The organism is Enterobacter sp. Taxon_2 (assembly GCF_058355295.1).
In genome coordinates this window covers 2902676-2924795 of sequence record NZ_CM178024.1, presented here as the reverse complement: position 1 = coordinate 2924795, position 22120 = coordinate 2902676, and the positions used below count along the sequence as shown (strand labels likewise).

23 protein-coding genes, 1 pseudogene and 1 riboswitch are annotated in these 22120 nt (G+C 55.2%); of the genes and pseudogenes, 12 read left to right on the top strand and 12 right to left on the bottom strand.

Features of this window, described 5'->3' with window-relative positions; genetic code table 11:
* Positions 1 to 20: 20 nt before the first annotated feature.
* The gene (locus AC4IC4_RS13890) at positions 21 to 1394 is read right to left on the bottom strand and encodes an MFS transporter (protein WP_491471342.1); all 1374 of its coding nucleotides are present in this window, start codon (positions 1392 to 1394) and stop codon (positions 21 to 23) included.
* Between the two features lie 179 nt (positions 1395 to 1573).
* Here AC4IC4_RS13890 and kdgR point away from each other — a divergent pair, with 179 nt between their 5' ends.
* Positions 1574 to 2365, top strand: coding sequence for a DNA-binding transcriptional regulator KdgR (kdgR, locus tag AC4IC4_RS13885; RefSeq protein ID WP_023312208.1), 792 nt, complete (start codon positions 1574 to 1576; stop codon positions 2363 to 2365).
* 66 nt (positions 2366 to 2431) lie between these two features.
* Here the strand turns inward: kdgR and AC4IC4_RS13880 are convergent, their stop codons facing one another.
* The gene (locus AC4IC4_RS13880) at positions 2432 to 2671 is read right to left on the bottom strand and encodes a YobH family protein (protein ID WP_090419798.1); all 240 of its coding nucleotides are present in this window, start codon (positions 2669 to 2671) and stop codon (positions 2432 to 2434) included.
* A 160-nt stretch (positions 2672 to 2831) separates the two neighbouring features.
* Here AC4IC4_RS13880 and mgrB point away from each other — a divergent pair, with 160 nt between their 5' ends.
* The 7 genes and pseudogenes from mgrB (at position 2832) to rlmA (ending at position 8065) form a co-directional block, all read left to right on the top strand.
* A complete protein-coding gene (gene mgrB / locus AC4IC4_RS13875) occupies positions 2832 to 2975 on the top strand; it encodes a PhoP/PhoQ regulatory lipoprotein MgrB (protein WP_006175995.1) in 144 nt (47 codons plus the stop codon).
* A 74-nt stretch (positions 2976 to 3049) separates the two neighbouring features.
* Entirely contained in the window at positions 3050 to 3340 is a 291-nt protein-coding gene (locus AC4IC4_RS13870; protein ID WP_024909723.1) for a YebO family protein, read from the top strand.
* 23 nt (positions 3341 to 3363) lie between these two features.
* Positions 3364 to 4353 carry an MBL fold metallo-hydrolase gene (locus AC4IC4_RS13865; protein ID WP_491471341.1) on the top strand — a complete coding sequence of 330 codons (990 nt, stop codon included), beginning with the start codon at positions 3364 to 3366 and terminating at the stop codon, positions 4351 to 4353.
* Positions 4354 to 4878: 525 nt separating this feature from the next.
* Positions 4879 to 5023, top strand: a pseudogene (locus tag AC4IC4_RS13860) (DUF2627 domain-containing protein).
* Positions 5024 to 5036: 13 nt separating this feature from the next.
* Complete coding sequence (cspE, locus tag AC4IC4_RS13855; RefSeq protein WP_001062678.1) at positions 5037 to 5246, top strand: transcription antiterminator/RNA stability regulator CspE; 210 nt, start codon at positions 5037 to 5039, stop codon at positions 5244 to 5246.
* 219 nt (positions 5247 to 5465) lie between these two features.
* On the top strand, positions 5466 to 7184 hold the full coding sequence (gene ftsI / locus AC4IC4_RS13850; protein ID WP_061714883.1) for a peptidoglycan glycosyltransferase FtsI: 1719 nt from the start codon (positions 5466 to 5468) through the stop codon (positions 7182 to 7184).
* Between the two features lie 65 nt (positions 7185 to 7249).
* The gene (gene rlmA, locus AC4IC4_RS13845; RefSeq protein WP_061714884.1) at positions 7250 to 8065 is read left to right on the top strand and encodes a 23S rRNA (guanine(745)-N(1))-methyltransferase; all 816 of its coding nucleotides are present in this window, start codon (positions 7250 to 7252) and stop codon (positions 8063 to 8065) included.
* Here rlmA and mntP read toward each other — a convergent pair.
* The 5 genes from mntP to manX all read right to left on the bottom strand — a co-directional run bounded on the left by mntP (position 8062) and on the right by manX (position 12217).
* Positions 8062 to 8628: a manganese efflux pump MntP gene (gene mntP, locus AC4IC4_RS13840; RefSeq protein ID WP_032642447.1), complete on the bottom strand. Its 567-nt coding sequence runs from the start codon at positions 8626 to 8628 to the stop codon at positions 8062 to 8064. The two genes, rlmA and mntP, sit on opposite strands and share 4 nt — an antisense overlap.
* Positions 8629 to 8638: 10 nt before the next feature.
* A riboswitch (yybP-ykoY riboswitch) is annotated at positions 8639 to 8828 on the bottom strand.
* Between the two features lie 198 nt (positions 8829 to 9026).
* On the bottom strand, positions 9027 to 9485 hold the full coding sequence (locus tag AC4IC4_RS13835) for a DUF986 family protein (protein WP_473713392.1): 459 nt from the start codon (positions 9483 to 9485) through the stop codon (positions 9027 to 9029).
* 55 nt (positions 9486 to 9540) lie between these two features.
* A complete protein-coding gene (locus AC4IC4_RS13830; RefSeq protein WP_006810994.1) occupies positions 9541 to 10392 on the bottom strand; it encodes a PTS mannose transporter subunit IID in 852 nt (283 codons plus the stop codon).
* 12 nt (positions 10393 to 10404) lie between these two features.
* On the bottom strand, positions 10405 to 11205 hold the full coding sequence (gene manY, locus AC4IC4_RS13825) for a PTS mannose transporter subunit IIC (protein ID WP_024909729.1): 801 nt from the start codon (positions 11203 to 11205) through the stop codon (positions 10405 to 10407).
* A gap of 46 nt (positions 11206 to 11251) precedes the next feature.
* Positions 11252 to 12217, bottom strand: coding sequence for a PTS mannose transporter subunit IIAB (gene manX, locus AC4IC4_RS13820; protein WP_417927541.1), 966 nt, complete (start codon positions 12215 to 12217; stop codon positions 11252 to 11254).
* Between the two features lie 265 nt (positions 12218 to 12482).
* Between manX and AC4IC4_RS13815 the strand changes: the two genes are divergently transcribed.
* Entirely contained in the window at positions 12483 to 12692 is a 210-nt protein-coding gene (locus AC4IC4_RS13815) for a protein YoaL (RefSeq protein WP_417927540.1), read from the top strand.
* The gene (yoaE, locus tag AC4IC4_RS13810; protein ID WP_111964792.1) at positions 12680 to 14239 is read left to right on the top strand and encodes a CNNM family cation transport protein YoaE; all 1560 of its coding nucleotides are present in this window, start codon (positions 12680 to 12682) and stop codon (positions 14237 to 14239) included. Before AC4IC4_RS13815 ends, yoaE begins: the two co-directional genes overlap by 13 nt.
* A 6-nt stretch (positions 14240 to 14245) precedes the next feature.
* Here the strand turns inward: yoaE and AC4IC4_RS13805 are convergent, their stop codons facing one another.
* The 4 genes from AC4IC4_RS13805 to pabB form a co-directional block, all read right to left on the bottom strand.
* Positions 14246 to 15844: an EAL domain-containing protein gene (locus tag AC4IC4_RS13805; RefSeq protein ID WP_491471340.1), complete on the bottom strand. Its 1599-nt coding sequence runs from the start codon at positions 15842 to 15844 to the stop codon at positions 14246 to 14248.
* A 130-nt stretch (positions 15845 to 15974) separates the two neighbouring features.
* A complete protein-coding gene (sdaA, locus tag AC4IC4_RS13800; protein ID WP_491471339.1) occupies positions 15975 to 17339 on the bottom strand; it encodes an L-serine ammonia-lyase in 1365 nt (454 codons plus the stop codon).
* A 185-nt stretch (positions 17340 to 17524) separates the two neighbouring features.
* Positions 17525 to 18103, bottom strand: coding sequence for a CoA pyrophosphatase (locus AC4IC4_RS13795; RefSeq protein ID WP_048029449.1), 579 nt, complete (start codon positions 18101 to 18103; stop codon positions 17525 to 17527).
* A gap of 6 nt (positions 18104 to 18109) precedes the next feature.
* The gene (gene pabB / locus AC4IC4_RS13790) at positions 18110 to 19435 is read right to left on the bottom strand and encodes an aminodeoxychorismate synthase component 1 (RefSeq protein ID WP_491472826.1); all 1326 of its coding nucleotides are present in this window, start codon (positions 19433 to 19435) and stop codon (positions 18110 to 18112) included.
* Positions 19436 to 19496: 61 nt separating this feature from the next.
* Between pabB and AC4IC4_RS13785 the strand changes: the two genes are divergently transcribed.
* On the top strand, positions 19497 to 19679 hold the full coding sequence (locus AC4IC4_RS13785) for a YoaH family protein (protein WP_008500497.1): 183 nt from the start codon (positions 19497 to 19499) through the stop codon (positions 19677 to 19679).
* A 6-nt stretch (positions 19680 to 19685) separates the two neighbouring features.
* On the opposite strand, the gene AC4IC4_RS13780 is transcribed toward AC4IC4_RS13785, so the two are convergent.
* Positions 19686 to 20030: a RidA family protein gene (locus tag AC4IC4_RS13780; protein WP_008500498.1), complete on the bottom strand. Its 345-nt coding sequence runs from the start codon at positions 20028 to 20030 to the stop codon at positions 19686 to 19688.
* A 133-nt stretch (positions 20031 to 20163) separates the two neighbouring features.
* Here AC4IC4_RS13780 and yoaA point away from each other — a divergent pair, with 133 nt between their 5' ends.
* Entirely contained in the window at positions 20164 to 22074 is a 1911-nt protein-coding gene (gene yoaA / locus AC4IC4_RS13775) for a DNA repair helicase YoaA (RefSeq protein ID WP_024909863.1), read from the top strand.
* Positions 22075 to 22120 lie beyond the last annotated feature (46 nt).

Here is a 22120-nt window from a genome sequence, read left to right as displayed (position 1 = left end):
TACACTCTGCCCGGCTTTTTTTATGCCTGAATCCTGGGCTGTGTCACCCGCAGGCCGCTGACGACCGCCGCAAGGGAGGCAAGGGCACCTGCGGTGAGAAGCGCAATGTGGTTACCGTTTTGCCCGGCAAGGTTAAACATCAGGGCGACCAGTGCCGCACCGCTGCTTTGGCCCAGAAGGCGCGCGGTCCCCAGCATACCGCTGGCTCCTCCGCTGCGATGACGCGGTGCGGAGGTGATAATGGTGTGGTTGTTAGGGGACTGGAACAGGCCGAACCCCGCGCCGCACAGGATCATGCGCCAGATGATGTCCAGATCGGTTGGCGATGACGGTAGTAATGCCAGCGCGAAAAGGCCTGTCGCCATCACCGCCAGCCCCAAAGCGCCCAATAAACCGGCATGGACGCGTTCAATTAAATAACCTGCCAGCGGTGCCATCACCATGGTCGCCAGCGGCCAGGGGGTGAGCAGCAGACCGGTCTCCACCTCTGAACGTCCGACCACGCTTTGCAGAAAGAAGGGTAGGGAGACCAGAGCCAGCATCTGGGCGCAGAACGAGCAGACAGACGTGCAAATGGAGAGGGAAAAGAGGGGAATACGCAGCAGATCAACAGGCAGTAGAGGCACAGGGAGAGTGAGCTGGCGGCGAACAAAGAAGAAGCCGATCGCCAGCAGGGCGATAAGCTCCGCGCCGGTAAGCATCAGAGACTGTCCCTGCGCAAAGCCGCTCAGCGCCGTAATCAACAGGCCAAAGGTCAGGGCATTCATCACCGCACTCGCCACGTCGAAGCGCGGCATGGTGCTTTTGGGACCGTTAGCGGGAAGAAAGCGCAGGGCAAAGAAGATGGCGACGATACCCAGCGGCACGTTGATGGCGAACAGCCACTGCCATGACGCAACGGAAAGGATCGCCGCCGCAATAGTTGGCCCGGCGGCAGAAGAGACGGCGACAATAAACGAGTTTATCCCCATTCCTCGCCCCAGATGACGCTGCGGATAAATTAAGCGGATCAGCGCCGTGTTTACGCTCATGAGCGCCGCGCCGCCAAAACCCTGCGCAATGCGGGCAAGCGTCAGGGTATGCAGTGAATCTGAAAGAGCACAGAACAAAGACGTAAAGGTGAAAACCACCAGACCGCACTGATACACCCGACGGTAACCGAACATATCGCCCAGGAAAGAGAACGAGAGCAGGGAAACCACAATCGCAATCTGATAGGCGTTAACAATCCATATCGAACTGGCGGGAGAGGCGTGCAGGTCGCTGGCGATGGTTGGCAGGGCAACGTTTGCGATTGCGCCGTCAAGGACCGCCATTGATATACCGATAATGATGGTCGCTATCGCGCCATACCGCTGGGGTAAAGGCAGGCCATCGGAAAGGGTCTTTTCCATTAGGGTTAAAAAAGCTCAGCGTGAAATTATTCTCAGGGTAAGTATTTTAGCATTGTTACAGCCGCGATATGTCGCAGATTTGTAACGAAGTAAACGGGGATTGATTGCAGGTGACATGACGGGAACTTATAATAAAAACCGGTTCTGATTTTTATAAAACACTCGCTATGAGGTGGTAAATGGCTATTGCGGATTTGGATAAACAGCCAGATTCTGTTTCTTCCGTGCTGAAGGTGTTTGGCATCTTACAGGCGCTGGGAGAGGAGCGTGAAATAGGTATTACAGAGTTGTCGCAGCGCGTGATGATGTCAAAAAGCACCGTATATCGCTTTTTGCAGACCATGAAATCGCTGGGTTACGTTGCCCAGGAAGGCGAATCTGAAAAATACTCCCTGACGCTGAAGCTGTTTGAGCTGGGTGCCCGCGCGCTACAAAATGTTGACCTGATCCGCAGCGCCGATATTCAGATGCGTGAAATCTCTCGCCTCACTAAAGAGACCATCCATCTCGGCGCGCTGGATGAAGACAGCATAGTTTACATCCATAAAATCGACTCCATGTACAATCTGCGCATGTATTCGCGCATTGGTCGTCGCAACCCGCTCTACAGTACCGCCATTGGTAAAGTTCTGCTGGCGTGGCGCGATCGTGAGGAAGTGAAGCAGATCCTCGAAGGCGTGGAATACAAGCAAAGTACCTCACGAACCATTACCAGCACGGACGCGCTGCTAACGGTGCTCGATCGCGTACGCGAACAGGGATATGGCGAAGATAACGAGGAGCAGGAAGAGGGACTGCGCTGCATCGGCGTTCCGGTATTTGACCGTTTTGGCGTGGTGATCGCGGGCTTAAGTATCTCCTTCCCAACCTTACGTTTTTCCGAAGAGCGTCTGCATGAGTATGTGGCTATTCTCCACACTGCCGCACGTAAGATTTCTGAACAGATGGGGTATCACGACTACCCGTTCTAATCTCTGTTCACATAAAAAAACGCCGCATCTGTTGCGGCGTTTTTTGTCGGTCATTTACCCGGCTGACTAGCCATTATCAATCACGACGGAAGTCTTACGCAGGACCGGACAGTGGGTTAAGCCAACAATCCCGCTGTCAGTATGCAGATACTGCGCAGTGCTCATTCCTTGTGCTGTTAAGTATTTACACTGAATGCCTAACCCGGCAGCGTTTTCGGTGCTTCCTACAAGTACGCCATAACCCGTTAGCAAAAGGCCAATCCAGACAATGGCCAGTGCAATAATTGTTCGAATGATTAAGCGCATCATTACCTCTTTTATCGTTGTTATCATAATGCTAGCGTAAACGGTTTACGAAACGAAACAAGTGCAGGATTCTGAAAAAAGCGCGATGGCGGCACAGTTAGCCCTTGTTTAAGATAAGCGTGATAACCTCGTTACATCAGGTCATTAGACGGAGTGTGGAGTGAAAAAAATACGCTGGGTAATTCTGATTATCGTGCTGATAGCGTGCGTGGTGTTATGGACGCAGACGATCAATGTGATGTGCGATCAGGATGTACAGTTTTTTAGCGGCGTTTGCGCAATCAATAAATTTATTCCGTGGTAACACGCATTTTTTCTCAAGGTGATGTCCTTCCTTCGCGCCAGTGGTAAAATAGACGTTTTTATTGAGGTGGTGAAATGGGTGAGTTACTGAATTCAGGGCTGCTGAATATAGCATCCCTGATGATTTCTTTGGTTGTTCTGCTTGTCGGGCTGGTCATTTGGTTTTTCGTGAATCGCGCCAGTTCCCGTACTAACGAGCAGATTGAACTGCTGGAAGCGCTGCTCGATCAGCAAAAACGTCAGAATGCGCTGCTACGCCGTCTGTGTGAGGCTAACGAACCGGAAGAGAAAGACGCGCCGAAAGACGCAGTCGCTGAAGATAACAAAGACGAAGACGACTTTATCCGCCTGGTGGCTGAGCGTTAATCTTTTTGTCCTGGGAGGTGGCTGTGGTCTGGAAAAACCCCTGGTATGACCCCTCCCTGAAACATCACACCCCGAACGGTTTTCGTAATACCGATCCTGTCGGACATCAACCCGGCGACCTCGACCGCTGGCATAAAGCGCGTAAAGAGGCCGGTTTACCGAAGCCGCCCGCGCTGGGTTATAAAGACTTTATCCAGCAGTGGTGGCAACCGGTTGAGCTTTCGCAACCTCATGAAGATGGGGTGTGGTGGCTCGGACACGCGAGCGTGTTGCTGCGGCTGGACGGCAATATCATCCTTACCGACCCGGTGTTTTCACGGCGCGCTTCTCCGCTCCCTTTCCTGGGACCACAGCGCAAAACGCCTCCCGCGCTGTCAGTCGATCAGCTTCATCAGCTTGATGCGGTCGTCATCTCCCATAATCATTACGATCATCTTGATGACGCGACCATTCGCCGTATCCTCAAACGCTTCCCCGACGTCAGTTTTTTTGTTCCGTTGGGGCTGGCCGACTGGTTTCGTCGCCGGGGAGCAAAACGCGTGATTGAGCTCGACTGGTGGCAGAGTTTCACCTGGCAAGGGATGACGCTGACCGCCGTACCGGCTCAACACTGGAGTATGCGCACGCCATGGAACCGCAATCGCTCATTGTGGTGCGGCTGGGTGATGGAAGGCCGACATCATCGTTTCTGGTTCAGCGGTGATACGGGGTATTCGCCCGAGCTGCTGTTGATACCTGAACGCCTGGGCCATATTGATGCCGCCGCGTTACCGATTGGTGCCTATGCCCCACGATGGTTCATGGCTGTCCATCATATGGATCCGCAATCTGCGGTGGCATTGTGGCAGCAGCTGGGCTCTCCTCTGGCGTTCCCCATTCACTGGGGTGTGTTTGAACTGGCAGACGAAGCCTTAGATGAACCTGTGCAGGAGTTAACTGACGCACTCGATAATTTAGCACCAGTTAATCATTCTTTCAGGATACTGAAAATTGGTGAATATTTATCCTTATAAACGAAGCGATAAATTGTTGCATATATTGTTGATGTAAACGCGTGCAGGAATGTTTTATTTTTATCGAAACGTTTTGCTTGCCTTCTTTTGATGCAGGGTCATAAAAATTTCATTATTTTGGTGCATAACGCTGTTTATTCGCTGATGCATTTTAATACAGCTGGGCGTGGGTTATTAACACTGTTTTTTCTCTGAAACAATTTGGTCGCGTTACAATGATTTAAGCATAAGTTTTCACAAATTGTTCTAACTCAATCAAGACTTAAGATTTCTTTTCCCGGTTGCTGGACGCTTCGTTATGATTGAGCTATGTTAAAAAAGTCTTAGATTACAGCGGTTGTGAAAGCAATGCTGGGTCTTTGTTACGCAGCAGAGCTGTCTGTACGTGATGCGCACAATTGTGCAAAACCTGACAGGCACTGTTCGAATTTGTGCGGCGGATCGAGACATGTTTAAAAATGGCTTGCCATATTAAACATAGTGTGTGATAACACGTTTTGGGTCAAACGAGGTACAGTTCTGTTTATGTGTGGCATTTTCAGTAAAGAAGTCCTGAGTAAACACGTTGTCGTTGAATACCGCTTCTCTGCCGAACCTTATATTAGTGCCTCATGCAGTAATGTCTCAGTTTTATCTCAGTTAATGCCTGCGGGCTAAGAAAACACTCTAAGGAATTTTGCAAAATGGCAAAGATTAAAGGTCAAGTTAAGTGGTTCAACGAGTCTAAAGGTTTTGGTTTCATTACTCCTGCTGACGGCAGCAAAGACGTGTTCGTACACTTCTCTGCAATCCAGGGTAACGGCTTCAAAACTCTGGCTGAAGGCCAGAACGTTGAGTTCGAAATTCAGGACGGCCAGAAAGGCCCAGCTGCAGTTAACGTAACTGCTATCTGATCGAACCGCTGCTGACTGAAGCGCTTAGCACTTCACTCTCAGACATAAAGCCTCGCATAACGCGGGGCTTTTTTATGTCCTTAATCTTTCAAAATATTACCATTCACGGTCTTGTTAGTAACTTGTTGCAAAGCTGCGAGGTTAGTAGCACTGTTTTGCCACCCTAAACCCATCTTTTCCCGTTAAATCAGGGCGTTGTTTTACAGCCCTGGGGTTCAGGTGAAGAAGACATTGATAACAGCAACTGGAAATTTCACGCCGGCGCGTTTTGTGCTGCTCTGTATAGCTATTTTTTGTAGTCTGGCTTTTTTACTGGGCCGCGTTGCCTGGCTGCAAATCATCAAGCCTGACAATCTGGTGAAGCAGGAAGATATGCGATCCCTCCGCCAGCTGGCGATTGATGCGCCGCGCGGCATGATAATGGATCGCGAAGGTCGTCCCCTGGCGGTGAGCGTGCCTGTACGGGCCGTTTGGGCCGATCCTAAAACGGTTCTGGCAAAAGGGGGCGTCGGCCTTGATGAGCGCTGGCAGGCGCTGGCCAGCGCGCTGCATCTCTCCCTGGGCGCACTCTCGGCGCGAATCAACGCCAACCCGCAGGGCCGTTTTATTTATCTTGCCCGTCAGGTCGATCCGGCGCAGGCAAAGTGGATAGACAAACTCAATCTGCCCGGCATCAATTTACGCGATGAATCCCGCCGTTTTTATCCTGCCGGCCATGTGGCAGCGAACCTGATTGGCTTCACCAATATTGACGGGCAGGGCATTGAGGGCGTGGAAAAAAGCTTCAACGCGCAGCTGACCGGTAAGGCGGGTGTGCGCCAGGTAAGGGAAGATCGCTATGGACGCGTGGTTGAAAACCTGACGGAAGTTGCGCCCGCGCCGGCGCATAACATCCAGTTAAGTATCGACGAGCGTCTGCAAACCATCACCGAGGATGCGCTCGATAATGCCGTGGCCTGGAACAAGGCCGAGTCTGGGGCCTCGGTGCTCATTAATATCCCCACCGGGGAAATACTCGCCATGGCGAGCTATCCGGATTTCAACCCCAATAACCGGGAAGGCGCAACGATAAATGATTTTCGCAACCGTGCGATCAGCGATACGTTCGAACCGGGTTCCACGGTCAAACCGCTGGTGCTGATGACGGCCCTGCAGCAGGGGCTGGTCCAGCCGGACAGCGTGATTGACACGCATCCGTATACCCTCGACGGGCATCGTATCCGCGATGTGGGCTATTATCCTGAACTGACAATGACCGGGATCCTGCAAAAATCGAGCGACACCGGCGTGTCCCGACTGTCCCTGGCAATGCCTGTCCAGCATCTTATTGATACCTATCGAAACTTTGGATTCGGCACGAATACGGGGCTTGGCTTAACGGGTGAGAGCGCGGGGCTGTTGCCCCAGCGTAAATACTGGAGCCAGCTCGACCGCGCGACATTTGCCTTCGGCTACGGGCTGATGGTGACGCCGCTCCAGCTGGCGCACGTCTACGCCACGATTGGCGGCTTCGGGCTTGAGCGACCTCTCTCGATTACGCGTATCGATCCCCCCGTTATCGGGCAACGCGTCATGCCGGAAGAGATTGCGCACGAGGTGGAGCACATGATGGAGAGCGTTGCGCTGCCGGGCGGCGGAGGGGTTAAGGCTGCCGTTCGTGATTACCGGGTGGCGGTGAAAACCGGTACGGCGAAGAAAATTGACGATAGCGGGAAGTATGTCGATAAATACGTCGCCTACACCGCAGGGGTTGCACCTGCCAGCAATCCGCGTTTTGCCCTGGTGGTGGTGATTAACGATCCGCAAAATGGTGCCTACTACGGCGGGGCCGTCTCCGCCCCTGTCTTCAGTGAGATTATGGGTAACGTGCTGCGTCTGGAAAATGTGAAACCTGACGGGTTACCGGCAGGGTCCGATCACCTTATCGTTATGCGTTAACCGGGCGTTTATAACCAGGGCGAATAGCGGTACACTTCGCCCTTTGATTATGCTCCGGAGTCACCATGTCCTTCAGCTGTCCCCTTTGCCACGCCCCCCTGACGCACTCAGATAAAAGTTATACCTGTCCGCAGGGGCATCAGTTTGATAGGGCAAAAGAAGGCTATGTGAATCTTCTGCCGGTGCAGCATAAACGCTCCCGCGATCCAGGCGACAGTGCTGAGATGATGCAGGCGCGACGCGCGTTTCTTGATGCCGGGCACTATCTGCTGCTGCGGGAGGCCGTCGCGCAGATGCTGAATGACATTCTGCCGGATTCAGCCACCGCCATGCTCGATATCGGCTGCGGGGAGGGGTACTACACCGCGCGGTTTGCCGAGATCGCCCGTGCGAAGGGCGCACAGACGTTCGGTCTGGACGTGTCGAAAGTGGCGATTCGCGCAGCGGCAAAGCGTTACGCGGACGTGACGTTCTGCGTGGCATCCAGCCACCGGCTGCCGTTTGACGATGCCAGCATGGACGCGGTTATTCGCATTTACGCGCCCTGCAAGGCGGAAGAGCTGGCTCGCGTGGTGAAACCGGGCGGATGGGTAGTCACCGTGACGCCGGGCCCGCGTCATCTGATGGAGCTGAAAGGGATGATCTACGACGAAGTGCGTCTGCATGCCCCTCATTCTGAACAGCTGGCCGGTTTTAGCCTGAAGCAGGAGCAGACCGTTGCGTATGAAATGACGCTGAAAGGGGAAGAGGCCACCGCGTTGCTGCAGATGACGCCGTTCGCGTGGCGGGCAAAACCGGAAGTATGGGAAGCGTTAGCGACACACTCAACATTTCGCTGCCAGACGGACTTCAGCATCCACCTCTGGCAGCGCGAAGATTAACCGGCGAAGTGTGCCCAGAGGATTTGGGCACCAATGCCAATCAACACAATCCCCCCCAGGATCTCGGCGCGTTTACCCAGCAGCGGGCCGATAAACCGTCCGACCATCATGCCCAGCGTGGACATAATCAATGTTGCGCAGCCGATGGCCAGCGCGGTGGCGATGATATTGACCTGCAGGAATGCCAGACCGACACCGACGGCCATCGCATCAAGGCTGGTGGCAATGGCCGTAGTGACCAGCAGCCAGAACCCGTGGCGGTGCTGAGGCTCCTCGTCTTCTTCATCGCCGCCGCGAAAACCTTCAATCACCATTCGGCCACCGAGAAATACCAGCAGGACGAAGGCAATCCAGTGGTTCCACTCCAGCACGAACTGGCTGGCGAGCATGCCAAGACCCCAGCCGATAAGCGGCGTCAGCGTTTCGATAGCGCCAAAAATCAGACCGGTACGCAGGGCTTCTGAGAACTTAGGTTTATGGAGCGTGGCGCCTTTTCCGATGGAAGCAGCGAATGCGTCCATGGACATGCCAAAAGCGAGAAGGATCGTAGCGGAGATATTCATAACAGCGTCCAGACCGGGGATATCCATATGACACATCACTGCCCCCAGTAAACAGCAGTTGATGTATCTATGGTCTCGCCTGATCGCGCTGCACATAAGATGTGCTGTCAGCGATCCGTACGTGCCACGTTTTTCAACGAGTATGTTGACACGTACATTTCCTGCGAACAGGAAATCGGCTACTCCCCAACGACGGGCGCAACCTTAACATATTTTGAGAATATAAAACAACAATGAAGAGGCATTATTTAAAATGCTTGTTGATAACGATTTTCATTTGTCTTTAAGCGTGAAAATATCGTTAACAAATAGAGATAAAATTAACGAAGGAGATATAGCTTTGGCTATATTTCTTGCGCAAGATAAACGCAGTATATAGCCATTGCTATATATCTAACTCATTGAGTTTTAACAAGTAACTTGTATATCTTTTCCAGGTCGTCAATATTCTTCACCCGAATAAGCAGGCGGCGTTGTTCTAATTGCATCACCAGCACACCGTCTTCGGATAAATTCATCTCTTTAATACGGTTATATTCTATCCACACATTGGCGAAGAAAAATCCGCGGGATTTAAAAAGGATTTTCGGCGTGCGGATCCAGAACAGATAAATCGCCATTAATGCCAGCGCACATAATAACCATGTGGTTAATATTGCACCATGGCTGGTGACGTTATTGTAAATAAGAATGGCGATGAGACCCACGAAGATAAAGGCGTCCACGCGCCCGCGTCGCAGAAGGGGAAGGGAGAGCAGCGTCTCGCCGTGACGGCGGGGCATAATGAACTCGTCATAGATCGCGTAAGCCAGAAGGGCAACAACAAATAAAACCAGTACGATGTCCGTGACAGTCATTCATCCTCCAGATAAAAAAAACCGGGGGCAAGCCCCCGGCCTATAGCATTGAAACTTACAGACCCAGCAGGCCGACGGCGTAGCCCGCGATACCGATGACGAAGAAGCCAACGATAATCCACAGCGGGTTCACTTTCTTACGCAGCAGCCACATGCAGGCGAAGGTCAACAGCAGCGGTACCAGGCCAGGCATCAGCTGGTCCAGAATCGTCTGCACGGTGGTGACGCGGGTCTGACCATCCTGCCCGGTGATGGTTGATACCACCAGCGGGATGTTCACGTGCGTCCACTTGTTAACCAGTGCCCCCATGACAAACAGGCCGAGGATTGACGCCCCCTCAGTCAGTTTCTGCAGGAAGCCGCCGCCCATGTCCTTAACGATGTCCACCCCTTTACGGTAGCCGTAGGCCACGCCGTAGTAACGGGTCAGCAGACGCACGGCGTTGAACAGGATGAAGAACAGCAGCGGGCCAAGCAGGCTGCCGCTCATCGCGATACCGGCACCCAGTGCCGCGAAGACCGGACGCACGGTACCCCAGAAAATAGGGTCACCGACACCGGCCAGCGGACCCATCAGACCGACTTTGATACCGTTGATAGCACCATCGTCAATCTCTGCGCCGTTTGCACGCTGTTCTTCCATTGCCAGCGTTACGCCCAGTACGGGAGCCGCAACGTAAGGATGGGTGTTAAAGAATTCCAGGTGACGCTTGATGGCCTGACGGCGCGCTTCGTTGTTTTCCGGGTACAGGCGTTTGATCGCCGGTACCATGGAGAAGCAGAAGCCCAGCGCCTGCATACGTTCGAAGTTCCATGAACCCTGAAACAGGTTAGAACGGATGAACACGCCACGAATATCACCCGGAGTGAGTTTTTTCTCGGTGGTAGTTTTTGTCATATCAACCATTTCGCTCACCTGTTAGTCCAGTTCGTTATCGAGATCGTTGTTACCAGCAGCCTGCGCTGGGGCACCCGCGACGCGGTTATATTTCGGGCTGAGCTGGATGTAGAGAATCGCCATCACCGCACCAATCACACCCAGTGCAACCAGGTTGAAGTTGGTGAAAGCCGCGGTCACGAAGCCGAGATAGAAGAACGGCATCAGGTAGCCTGCGCGCATCATGTTGATGACCATCGCGTAACCGACGACCACGATCATGCCGCCCGCGATGTTCAGACCGCCGGTGACCACTTCTGGAATGGCGTTCAGCATGCTCTGGACTTCACTGGTACCGACAGAGATCGCGACGATAACCGCCGGGATCGCAATACGCATCGCCTGCAGGAACAGGGATGAAACGTGGATCCACGACAGTGCCGTGAGGTTGCCGTTGTCGGCCGCCTTATCCGCCGCGTGCTGGAAGGCAACGGTGATAGTACGAACGATGATGGTCAGAACCTGGCCTGCGGCTGCCAGCGGTATCGCCAGGGCGATACCGGCACCAATACTCTGGTGACCGGCAATAACCAGAACGGTCGAAATGATAGAGGCCAGCGCGGCATCGGGCGCAACCGCCGCGCCAATGTTCATCCAGCCCAGGGCGATCATTTCCAGGGTACCACCGATGATGATACCGGTTTTCATGTCACCCAAAACGGCCCCAATCAGGGTACAGGCCACCAGCGGACGGTGGAACTGAAATTCATCAAGTACGGATTCCATACCCGCAATACATGCGACCACGAACACCAGCACAATCTGAAGAGTGGTAATCTCCATTGCACTTCTCCTATTACGTAAACTTTATATGAGAACCGGCGCGGGCTTATTTCCCAACTTTGCCGATCAAATCCATCATTTTCAGTTTCTGGTCCGTGGAAACCTTACGGGCTTCCAGCTCAATACCGCGCGCATTCAGCTTGTTGAATGCCTCGATATCTTTCGCATCGACTGAAATGGCGTTGTTGACCTGCGTTTTGCCCTGACGGAATGCCATACCACCAATGTTCACGGAGGTGATTTTCACGCCGCCTTCAACAATGCGCTCAACGTCTGTCGGGTTAGTGAACAGGAGCATCACGCGTTCACCCGCGTATTTCGGGTTGTTGTAAACGCGGATCATCTTGGCGACATCCACGACGTGCGCGGTAACGCCAGGAGGAGCAACCTGAGTCAGAAGGGTTTTACGAACGGTATCGGCGGCCACTTCGTCGCTGACCACGATAATGCGTCGAACGTTGGTCTCTTTGGTCCAGCGCGTGGCGACCTGGCCGTGGATTAAGCGGTCATCAATACGCGCAAGGCCGATAACCATGTAATCGTTCGGGCCCATCGGTTTTGCCGGTGCTGCCGCTTTTGGTGCCGCTGCAGGCGCAGGGACAGGTTTTTCAACCGGCTGCGCTTTCAGGGCCTTAACCCCTTCGCGACCGGTTTCAACGGCCAGTGCCACCAGCTCATCGAACGCCGGATTGTCGTCGCGCGCCATGAAGGTTTCCACCAGCATGGGAATATTGACCCCGGCGACAACTTCATAGTGCTCTTTATCGACGACAATGCGGCTGGCAGCATTGAACGGGCTGCCGCCCCATGTATCAACGAGAAACAGCACGCCTTTGCTGGTATCCAGCTTCTCGAGTTGAGCGTTGTACTTCTCAATCAGCGTCTCGGCGTTTTCACCGGGAACGAAATCGATCCAGCCGACGTTTTCCTGCTCGCCCAACAGCATCTCTGCCGTTTTGAGTAGCTGCTCAGCAGCCCAACCATGTGTGCCTATGACAATAGCAATGGTCACTTGCTACCTCCTTTTATTATCATTAATACGCCTGCCAGGCAGTCGTACTGAGAATCGTATTGGCGAACCGAATCGATTCAGATAAGGGTTAGAGTTCAAAAAACTAAGACTTCCGCGAATTATTTTAGATAGTGAAAAAATAATTTATGTGATGAAGATCCGTAATTTAGCCACGCGTTACAGATTTATCTGTAGCGTAAAGCGGCTGTGTTACAGAACTTTGCAAAGGAACGTAAATCTTTGCTAAAAACACAGTGTCTCTGATATGTTTAGCCTCCGTTTAATTGTTCAGGAGTATAGGGCTACAGCCCACTATATGGACCGTCACCGACGTCAGTCATCTACCAGGCCATTTCGCGCCTTATTCGCCGGCGATCCTCGCCACGTATCGACTCTGTTTACCTCTGTTTTGCCCACATTGAGTGGGGCACCGTTTCGTCATTCCTTTAGCAGGAGCTTGTCATGGAATTCTTAATGGACCCGTCAATCTGGGTGGGATTGCTCACGCTGGTGGTGCTGGAGATTGTTCTCGGCATTGATAACCTGGTGTTTATCGCCATCCTTGCGGACAAACTGCCGCCAAAACAGCGTGATAAAGCGCGTCTGATTGGTCTCTCGCTGGCGCTGGTCATGCGACTGGGGCTGCTCTCCGTCATCTCCTGGATGGTCACACTGACCAAACCGCTGTTCTCCGTCATGGATTACACCTTCTCCGGGCGTGATTTAATCATGCTGATCGGGGGGATATTCCTGCTCTTCAAAGCGACGACAGAGCTTCACGAGCGGCTGGAAAACCGTCAGCACGATGATGGGCATGGTAAAGGCTATGCCAGCTTCTGGGTGGTGGTACTGCAGATCGTGGTGCTTGATGCGGTCTTCTCGCTGGATGCGGTGATCACTGCGGTCGGCATGGTCAACCATCTGCCGGTAATGATGGCGGCTGTCGTTATTGCAATGGCGGTTATGCTGCTGGCCTCGAAGCCGCTGACGCGCTTCGTCAACCAGCATCCAACGGTGGTCGTGCTGTGTCTGAGCTTCTTGCTGATGATTGGCCTGAGCCTGGTGGCGGAAGGTTTTGGCTTCCATATTCCGAAAGGCTACCTGTACGCCGCGATTGGCTTCTCGATCCTGATCGAGCTGTTCAACCAGATTGCGCGTCGTAACTTTATTAAGCAGCAGTCGAATCAGCCGCTGCGTGCCCGTACCGCAGATGCCATTCTGCGCCTGATGGGCGGTCGTCGTCAGGTGAACGTTCAGTCTGATTCCGAAAACCATAATCCGGTTCCGGTCCCGGAAGGGGCGTTTGTGGAACAAGAACGCTACATGATTAATGGCGTGCTCTCCCTGGCCTCCCGTTCGCTGCGCGGCATCATGACGCCGCGCGGGGAAATCAGCTGGGTCGATGCTAACCTGAGCGTGGATGAAATTCGCCAGCAGCTGCTCTCTTCACCGCACAGCCTGTTCCCGGTGTGTCGTGGTGAGCTGGATGAGATCATCGGCGTGGTGCGGGCGAAAGAGATGCTGGTGGCCCTGGAAGAGGGCGTCAACGTGGAAGCCGTTGCTGCGGCGTCGCCTGCGATTGTCGTGCCGGAAACCCTGGATCCGATCAACCTGCTCGGGGTGCTGCGTCGCGCTCGCGGTAGCTTTGTTATCGTCACCAACGAGTTTGGTGTGGTGCAGGGGCTGGTCACGCCGCTGGACGTGCTGGAAGCGATTGCCGGTGAGTTCCCGGATGAAGACGAAACGCCAGAGATTGTTGCCGACGGTGAAGGCTGGCTGGTTAAAGGTACCACCGACCTGCACGCGCTTTCGCACACGCTGGGGCTGGAAAACGTGATCAACGATGAAGAAGACATCGCGACCGTTGCCGGTCTGGTGATCGCGGTTAACGGGCAAATCCCGCGCGTCGGAGATGTGATCGAGCTATCGCCGCTGCACATTACGATCGTTGAAGCCAACGACTATCGCGTTGATATGGTTCGTATTGTTAAAGAACAATCAGCCCACGACGAAGATGAGTAAGCCGGCTTAGCGCAGCGGCATTAAGGGCACGATGTGCCCGTTATGATGCGCTGGCGGGGGCGCGCTCCCCGCCAGCCACTTCGGAAAATCCCGTAGCGGCATGGGACGCGCATAGAAAAAGCCCTGCAGGACAGGTACGCCGTGGCGGCGCAAATAGCGCGCCTGCTCCTCTGTCTCGACCCCCTCAGCAACCAGTTCAATATCAAGCCGCTGGCCCAGCGCAATAATCATATCCGTCACCGTCGAGTTCACGGCGTCGGTGCCGATGGCGGTGGTAAACGACTGGTCGATTTTCAGGACGTCCGGGTGCAGCTTCTCAAGCCAGGAAAGGGAGCTGTTCCCGGTGCCAAAATCGTCGATAGCGAGCTTCACCCCTTTGCGATGCAGTTCGCGCACGATGCGATAATCCGCATCCAGCAGCGCATCCCGTTCCGTGAGTTCTATCACCAGCTGCTGACGCGGACAGGCGCTGAACCAGAGACGGTTCAGGTCCTGTATCAACACCGCGTGACGGAAATGGCTGGCGGCAACGTTAATGCCGATGTGAAAACCGGCGCTGGAAGGGAAGTAGCCTATCTGGCGCACCGTTTCGGCGATGACATAGCGGGTCAGGGGGACAATCTGGTTATGTTCTTCTGCCAGAGGGATAAACACCTCCGGGGTGATCCAACCCTGACGGGGGTTGTTCCAGCGCAGCAGGATCTCCACGCCAGTACACGCCTGGGTGCGGGCATTCACCAGCGGCTGGCAGAAAAGCTCAAATTCCCGCCCCGCAATGCCCATATCAATCTCCCACGTAAAGCTCATCCGGTTTGCCGTCGCCAGCCAGGCGAGATAGCCCAGCAACAGGCTCAGCATAAGCCCCAGCGGCAGCTGGGCTGGCAGGCTTTTTAAGGCTAATGCTCCAGGACCTGGCCCGCTGACCGTAATGGTGAAAGGATTTCGGGTTGATGACTGCTGGAAAAGAGAGTCTTCATCATCAAACGTCAGGCTGTCGCTGACGCGTTGACCATAGCGCAGAAAACGATCGCCCACGGTTAGCGCCACGTCATTGATAAGCGGGCGCTGGGGCTCGAGGATCATTTTGGCGATCAGATCGATATTGATGATCTCGATGACGCCTGCTTCACCGTCCTGAGAAACGGGATACCACTGAATCAATATCGGGCTGTCCTTAAGCAACCACTGGTCGGTGGATAAAATCAGCTTCGTCGTGCTGGCGGGGAGTTCTTTCAGGAAGTCACGAACGGGCACATCGCGACTCCCGAAAATACTCGAGCAGTACAGGATACCGTCTTTAATCAGGGCGATAGAGCGTACCGTCTGCAAAATGGCGGCCTGCTTTCGCAGCGCCAGGTGCGCCTGGGGACAGGGCTGTCCCACTAGGGGCTGCAGCACGCTGCGGCGGTTCTCCAGAGAAAGCAGTATGTTATCAAGGGCGCGGACGGTGTGGCTGGTAAAATCGAGGATCCGCTGTTGGTTAACATTGCGCTTTGAAATAAAGCGAATGCCTAACGTCAGGATGAGTGTGAGGAGCGCAACCGTGACACAGACGATAACGCGTTTTCGGCGATAGTTTTTAATGATCGTTTGTGCAGTTTGCATGAACGGTCGCCTGATAAGCCACCAGCCACAAAAGCCGGACGCAACAGTGAAAGTGTAGTGGGGAAAACAGCGGGAGACGAGGAAGAAGAGGGAAATTCGCCCATCCGTTGCAGATGGGCGAAAGGCAGTATTAGTCGCACTGCACCTTAATGGCCAGGCCACCACGGGACGTCTCGCGGTATTTCGCGTTCATGTCTTTGCCGGTTTCGTACATGGTTTCAATCACCTTATCCAGCGATACGCGAGGTTCGCTGGTACGGCGCATCGCCATACGTGAGGCGTTGATGGCTTTCACCGAGGCAATCGCGTTACGCTCGATGCACGGCACCTGCACCTGGCCCGCGACCGGGTCACAGGTCAGACCGAGGTTATGTTCCATACCGATTTCAGCCGCCACGCAGACCTGCTCAGGGCTTGCGCCCAGCAGCTCTGCCAGACCTGCCGCCGCCATGGAACAGGCCACGCCGACTTCACCCTGACAGCCCACTTCCGCACCGGAGATGGAGGCGTTCATCTTGTACAGCGCGCCGATGGCACCTGCAGCCAGGAAATAGCGGATATAGATGTCAGGCGTCACGGGCTCAATAAAGTGTTCGTAGTAGGCCAGCACTGCCGGGACGATACCGCAGGCGCCGTTGGTTGGCGCCGTCACGACGCGACCACCGGCGGCGTTCTCTTCGTTAACGGCCAGGGCAAACATGTTTACCCAGTCAACCACGTTCATCGGGTCGTTGGAGAACTTGTCCGTGGTCACCAGCATACGGCGCAGGGCGGAGGCACGACGCGGTACGCGCAGTGGACCCGGCAGAACGCCTTCGGTGTTCATCCCGCGATCGATACAGGCGCGCATGGTTTGCCAGACGTTCGCAAAATAGTCTTCAATCTCTTTTTTGCTGTGCAGGGCCAGCTCGTTCTGCATCACCATACCGGACAGTGAAAGACCGGTCTCTTTGCAGTAGCCCAGCATCTCGGTAGCCGATTTGAACGGGTACGGTACGTTGACGTCGCCGACGCTGTCTTTGCCAAAATGCTCTTCATCCACGATGAAGCCACCGCCGATGGAGTAGTACGTCTTGCTATAGATCTCTTTTTCACCGCTCCAGGCGTGAATGGTCATGCCGTTTTCATGCAGCGGCAGGTTGTCGCTACGGAAACGCATGCCGTCATCCTGCGGAAAATCGACTTCCTGCTGGCCGTTTGCCAGCAGCAGGCGACCGCGTGTTTCCACGTCGCGGATAAATGCCGGGATGGCATCAATATCAACGGTATCCGGCATGTTGCCTGCCAGACCCATAATAATGGCGATATCGGTGTGGTGGCCTTTACCCGTTAATGACAGCGAGCCGTAAACATCCACGGCGACACGGGTAACGCTTTCCAGTAATCCTTTTTCGACCAGATCATCGACGAACTGTTTACCGGCCTTCATCGGGCCAACAGTATGGGAAGACGAAGGGCCAATTCCCACTTTGAACATGTCGAATATACTAATCACTTTCACACTCCTGACAGGGTTACCGGGGTTCCAGTAACGATGTTATAACTGCGCATAGTGTAAGAGGGAACACCGACCTCGGCTTAACTATTCACATGAATTAAACTAATGGTTAACGATGGGTTTTGCTAATAGCGCGACGCAGATCGCAAACCTGGCAGAAGAGGGCGGAATGTAAAGTATAGTCAAGGCTTCAGGCCGATTTGCAACGCCAGCTCACGAATAATGCCCGCCGTCATGCCCCAGACAAAATAATGCTGATACCAGGACAACCAGACCCGATGGTCATGCCCGCGACGCTGAATATCCAGCGGGTGGTAACGACTCAGTCGGAGGGCCTCCTCCAGCGGCATTTCAAACACCGCGGAGACTTCATCGACGCTGGCGTGATACTGCAGGCCCGGCGGGATAATGCCCACCACCGGCGTGACCTGAAAACCGGTGACGCTGTCGACGGGCGGCAGCACGCCGATGACCTCAACGGCCTCTGGCGGAATGGCGACCTCTTCCTGCGCTTCGCGCAGCGCGGCGGCAATCAGCGAGGCGTCGGAGCTGTCTACCGCGCCCCCCGGAAAAGCGACCTGACCCGCGTGCTTGCGTAAATGGGCGGAACGCTGGGTGAGCAGCAGACCCGGCTGCGCGCGACGCACGACCGGGATCAGCACGGCCGCCTGACGTTGATTCAGCGCTTCGCGATTAACCTGCGGTCGTAATAGCTGAAAACGCGATAAAAAGTCATCCAGCGTCAGGTTCTCTTTTTCCACCCGTGATTACTCCAGTTGTTTCAGGATACGGTTAACTTTATCAAAGGTTTCCTGATATTCCGCATCGACCTCACTGTCGGCAACAATGCCGCCCCCGGCCGAACAGTAAAGTTTTCCGTTGCAGGCGGTCAGCGTGCGAATGGTAATGCTGGTATCCAGCGTGCCGCACAGGCTGATATACCCGATGCTGCCGCACCAGGCGTTGCGGCGGTGCGGCTCCAGCTCATCAATGATCTCCATCGCCCGCACCTTTGGCGCGCCGGTGATGGAGCCCCCCGGGAACGCCGCGCGCAGCAGGTCGCAGGCCGTGCGCGAGTCAGGCAGCCGCGCGGTAATGGTGCTGACCAGATGATGCACCGCCGGGAAAGGCTCGACGACAAACAGTTCCGGTACGCGGACGCTGCCCGGAACGGCCACCCGGCCAATGTCGTTACGCATCAGATCGACAATCATCAGGTTTTCGGCGCGGTCTTTCGGCGAGGCGGCGAGTTTTTCCGCCTGCTTGCGGTCGGCGTCGGGATCGGCAAGACGTGGCAAGGTGCCTTTAATCGGACGGGTTTGAATCGTGCCCTCGGCCAGATGAATAAAACGCTCGGGCGACAGGCTGAGGATCGCCCCCTGTTCCAGACGCACAAACGCGCTAAACGGCGCCTTATTGCTGGCATTAAGACGGGTAAACGCCTGCCACTCATCTCCCCGGTATGTCGCCTCGAAGCGCTGGGCGAGGTTAACCTGATAGCAGTCGCCGCTTTGCAGATACGCCTGAACGCGCGCGAATTTTTCGCCATACTCTGCGGCGCTCATGTTCGAGCGCCAGCCGGAGGTCAGCGTGAACGTCTCTGCGGGTGCAGCCTGTTGCGCCTCAAGCCAGGCCAGACGCGCCTGCACGTCACGATGGCTCAGCAGGGAAACCGTTTTTTTCTGGTGATCAACAATTAACGCCCAGTCATACAGCCCCACGGCCATGTCGGGCAGGGAAATATCAGCCTGCGCATGCTCCGGCAGCGTTTCGAAACGGCGACCCAGATCGTAGCCAAACAGGCCCAGCGCGCCCCCCTGAAAAGGAAGGTCCGGGTTGGGTGTGGCAGATAAGCCCAGCGCGTTAATGTCGTGCTGAAGCTGCACCAGCGGATCGTCCGTCAGCGAAAGGTCATCGGTTGTCAGCGTCTTCAGCGGGTCGGCGACCAGAATATCAAAGCGGCTATAGGGATGATCCGCATGGCCGGAATGCAGCAGCATCGCAAACGGAAGATGGCTCAGGCGGGCAAACCAGTATTCAGCGGCGTCTGCCCGCCAGGGCAGGGTAATAACAGTGGGGAAGCGCATGTTCATGTATGGCATACTACCGGGCAGCGTGAAATAATTAGCGCGAATAATTTAGCAGGAGTTGACGATGTTTGCAGGTTTACCTTCTCTGAGCCATGAACAGCAGCAGAAAGCGGTTGAGCGAATTCAGGAACTGATGTCCCAGGGGATGAGCAGCGGACAGGCGATTTCCCAGGTGGCGGAAGAACTGCGCGCCACGCATACCGGCGAGCGGATCGTGGCGCGTTTCGAGGATGAAGATGAAGAGTAATCGGGCTTAAACCGCCGCGATAATCTTAATCTCGACCTTGTATTCCGGCTTCATCAGCGTGGCCTGTACGGTGCAGCGTACAGGCGCGTGACCCGCTACCACCCACGCATCCCAGGCTTTGTTCATTGCCGCGAAGTCATCTTTGTTTGCCAGGAAAATCGTCGCATCCAGAATGCGGGATTTGTCGCTGCCCTGTTTTTCCAGCACCGCGTCAATCTGCGCCAGGGTATTTGCCGTCTGCTCGAACGCATCCGCATCCAGGTTAGCCGGGACGCCGGTGTAGTAGAGCGTCTGGTTATGGATCACCACATCAGACCAGCGGGCTTCGGCATCAATGCGCACAATTGTCATAAACGTTTCCTCGTTATTTTTCGTCATCAGGCGGCAAGACTGCCATATTGTTCTCCTGTCGTCACTATTTGGGGTGGCACATGAGAGGATGGGCTGACATAATCCCTGTGCAAAAATACAGTGAGAGAGCACCGTGGCAGACGATTTTTCCCCTGAAGGTCAATTAGCGCAGGCTATCCCCGGCTTCAAACCCCGTGAGCCTCAGCGACAGATGGCGCACGCCGTTGCACGCGCCATCGATAAGGCTCAGCCGCTGGTGGTTGAAGCCGGTACCGGCACGGGTAAAACCTATGCTTACCTTGCGCCGGCGCTGCGGGCGAAAAAGAAGGTGATTATTTCCACCGGTTCAAAAGCGCTGCAGGATCAGCTCTACAGCCGCGATTTGCCCACGGTAGCTAAGGCGCTGAAATACAAGGGACGTCTGGCCCTGCTGAAGGGGCGCTCCAACTATCTCTGCCTGGAGCGCCTTGAGCAGCAGGCGCTGGCGGGCGGCGACCTGCCGGTACAGACGCTGAGCGACGTCATTATCCTTCGGTCATGGGCGAACCAGACCGAAGAGGGCGATATCAGCACCTGCGCGAGCGTGCCGGAAGATTCCCCGGCCTGGCCGCTGGTGACCAGCACCAACGACAACTGCCTCGGCAGCGACTGCCCGCTGTATAAAGACTGCTTCGTGGTGAAAGCGCGCAAAACGGCGATGGACGCCGACGTCGTGGTGGTAAACCATCACCTGTTTCTCGCGGATATGGTGGTCAAGGACAGCGGTTTCGGCGAGCTGATCCCCGAGGCGGACGTGATGATCTTTGATGAAGCGCACCAGCTTCCGGATATCGCCAGCCAGTACTTCGGTCAGTCGCTCTCCAGCCGCCAGCTGCAGGATCTGGCGAAAGATTTCACCATTGCGTACCGGACCGAACTCAAAGATACCCAGCAGTTGCAGAAGTGCGCCGACCGTCTGGCACAGAGCGCGCAGGATTTCCGTTTACAGCTCGGCGAGCCGGGCTATCGCGGCAACCTGCGCGAGCTGCTGGCGGACAAAAACATCCAGCGCGCGCTGCTGCTGCTCGATGACGCCCTGGAGCTCTGCTACGACGTGGCGAAACTGTCCCTCGGGCGCTCCGCGCTGCTGGATGCGGCCTTCGAGCGCGCTACGCTCTATCGTGGTCGGCTCAAACGGCTGAAAGAGATCAACCAGCCGGGGTACAGCTACTGGTATGAGTGCACCTCGCGGCATTTCACGCTGGCGCTCACGCCGCTGACGGTGGCGGATAAATTCAAAGAGGTGATGGCGCAAAAGCCGGGAAGCTGGATCTTTACCTCGGCAACCCTGTCGGTGAATGACGATCTGCACCACTTCACCGAGCGCCTCGGCATTGAGCAGGCGGAATCGCTGCTCCTGCCCAGCCCGTTCGACTACGAAAAACAGGCGCTGCTCTGCGTTCCCCGTAATCTGCCGCTGCCGAACCAGCCGGGTGCGGCGCGCCATCTGGCTGCAATGCTAAAACCGATGATCGAGGCCAACAACGGCCGCTGCTTTATGCTCTGCACCTCCCACGCCATGATGCGCGATCTCGCCGAGCAGTTCCGTGCCACGATGACCTTACCGGTGCTGCTGCAGGGCGAAACCAGCAAAGGCCAGCTGCTGCAGCAGTTTGTCAGCGCCGGTAATGCCCTGCTGGTAGCAACCAGCAGCTTCTGGGAAGGGGTGGACGTGCGCGGTGACACGCTTTCGCTGGTGATCATTGATAAGCTGCCGTTTACCTCCCCGGACGATCCGCTGCTGAAGGCGCGGATGGAAGACTGCCGTCTGCGCGGCGGCGATCCGTTTGACGAGGTACAGCTGCCGGATGCGGTCATCACGCTTAAGCAAGGGGTAGGGCGCTTAATCCGTGACGTCACCGATCGCGGCGTGCTGGTCATCTGCGATAACCGGCTGGTGATGCGTCCTTACGGTGCGACTTTCCTCGCAAGCCTGCCGCCCGCGCCGCGGACGCGGGACATAAAACGCGCGGTGCGTTTCCTGGCAAACCCAACGGCGGAGTAATTTACCCCGGAGTGTGCTAAGATGCGCGCCATTTTGTGACTGACCC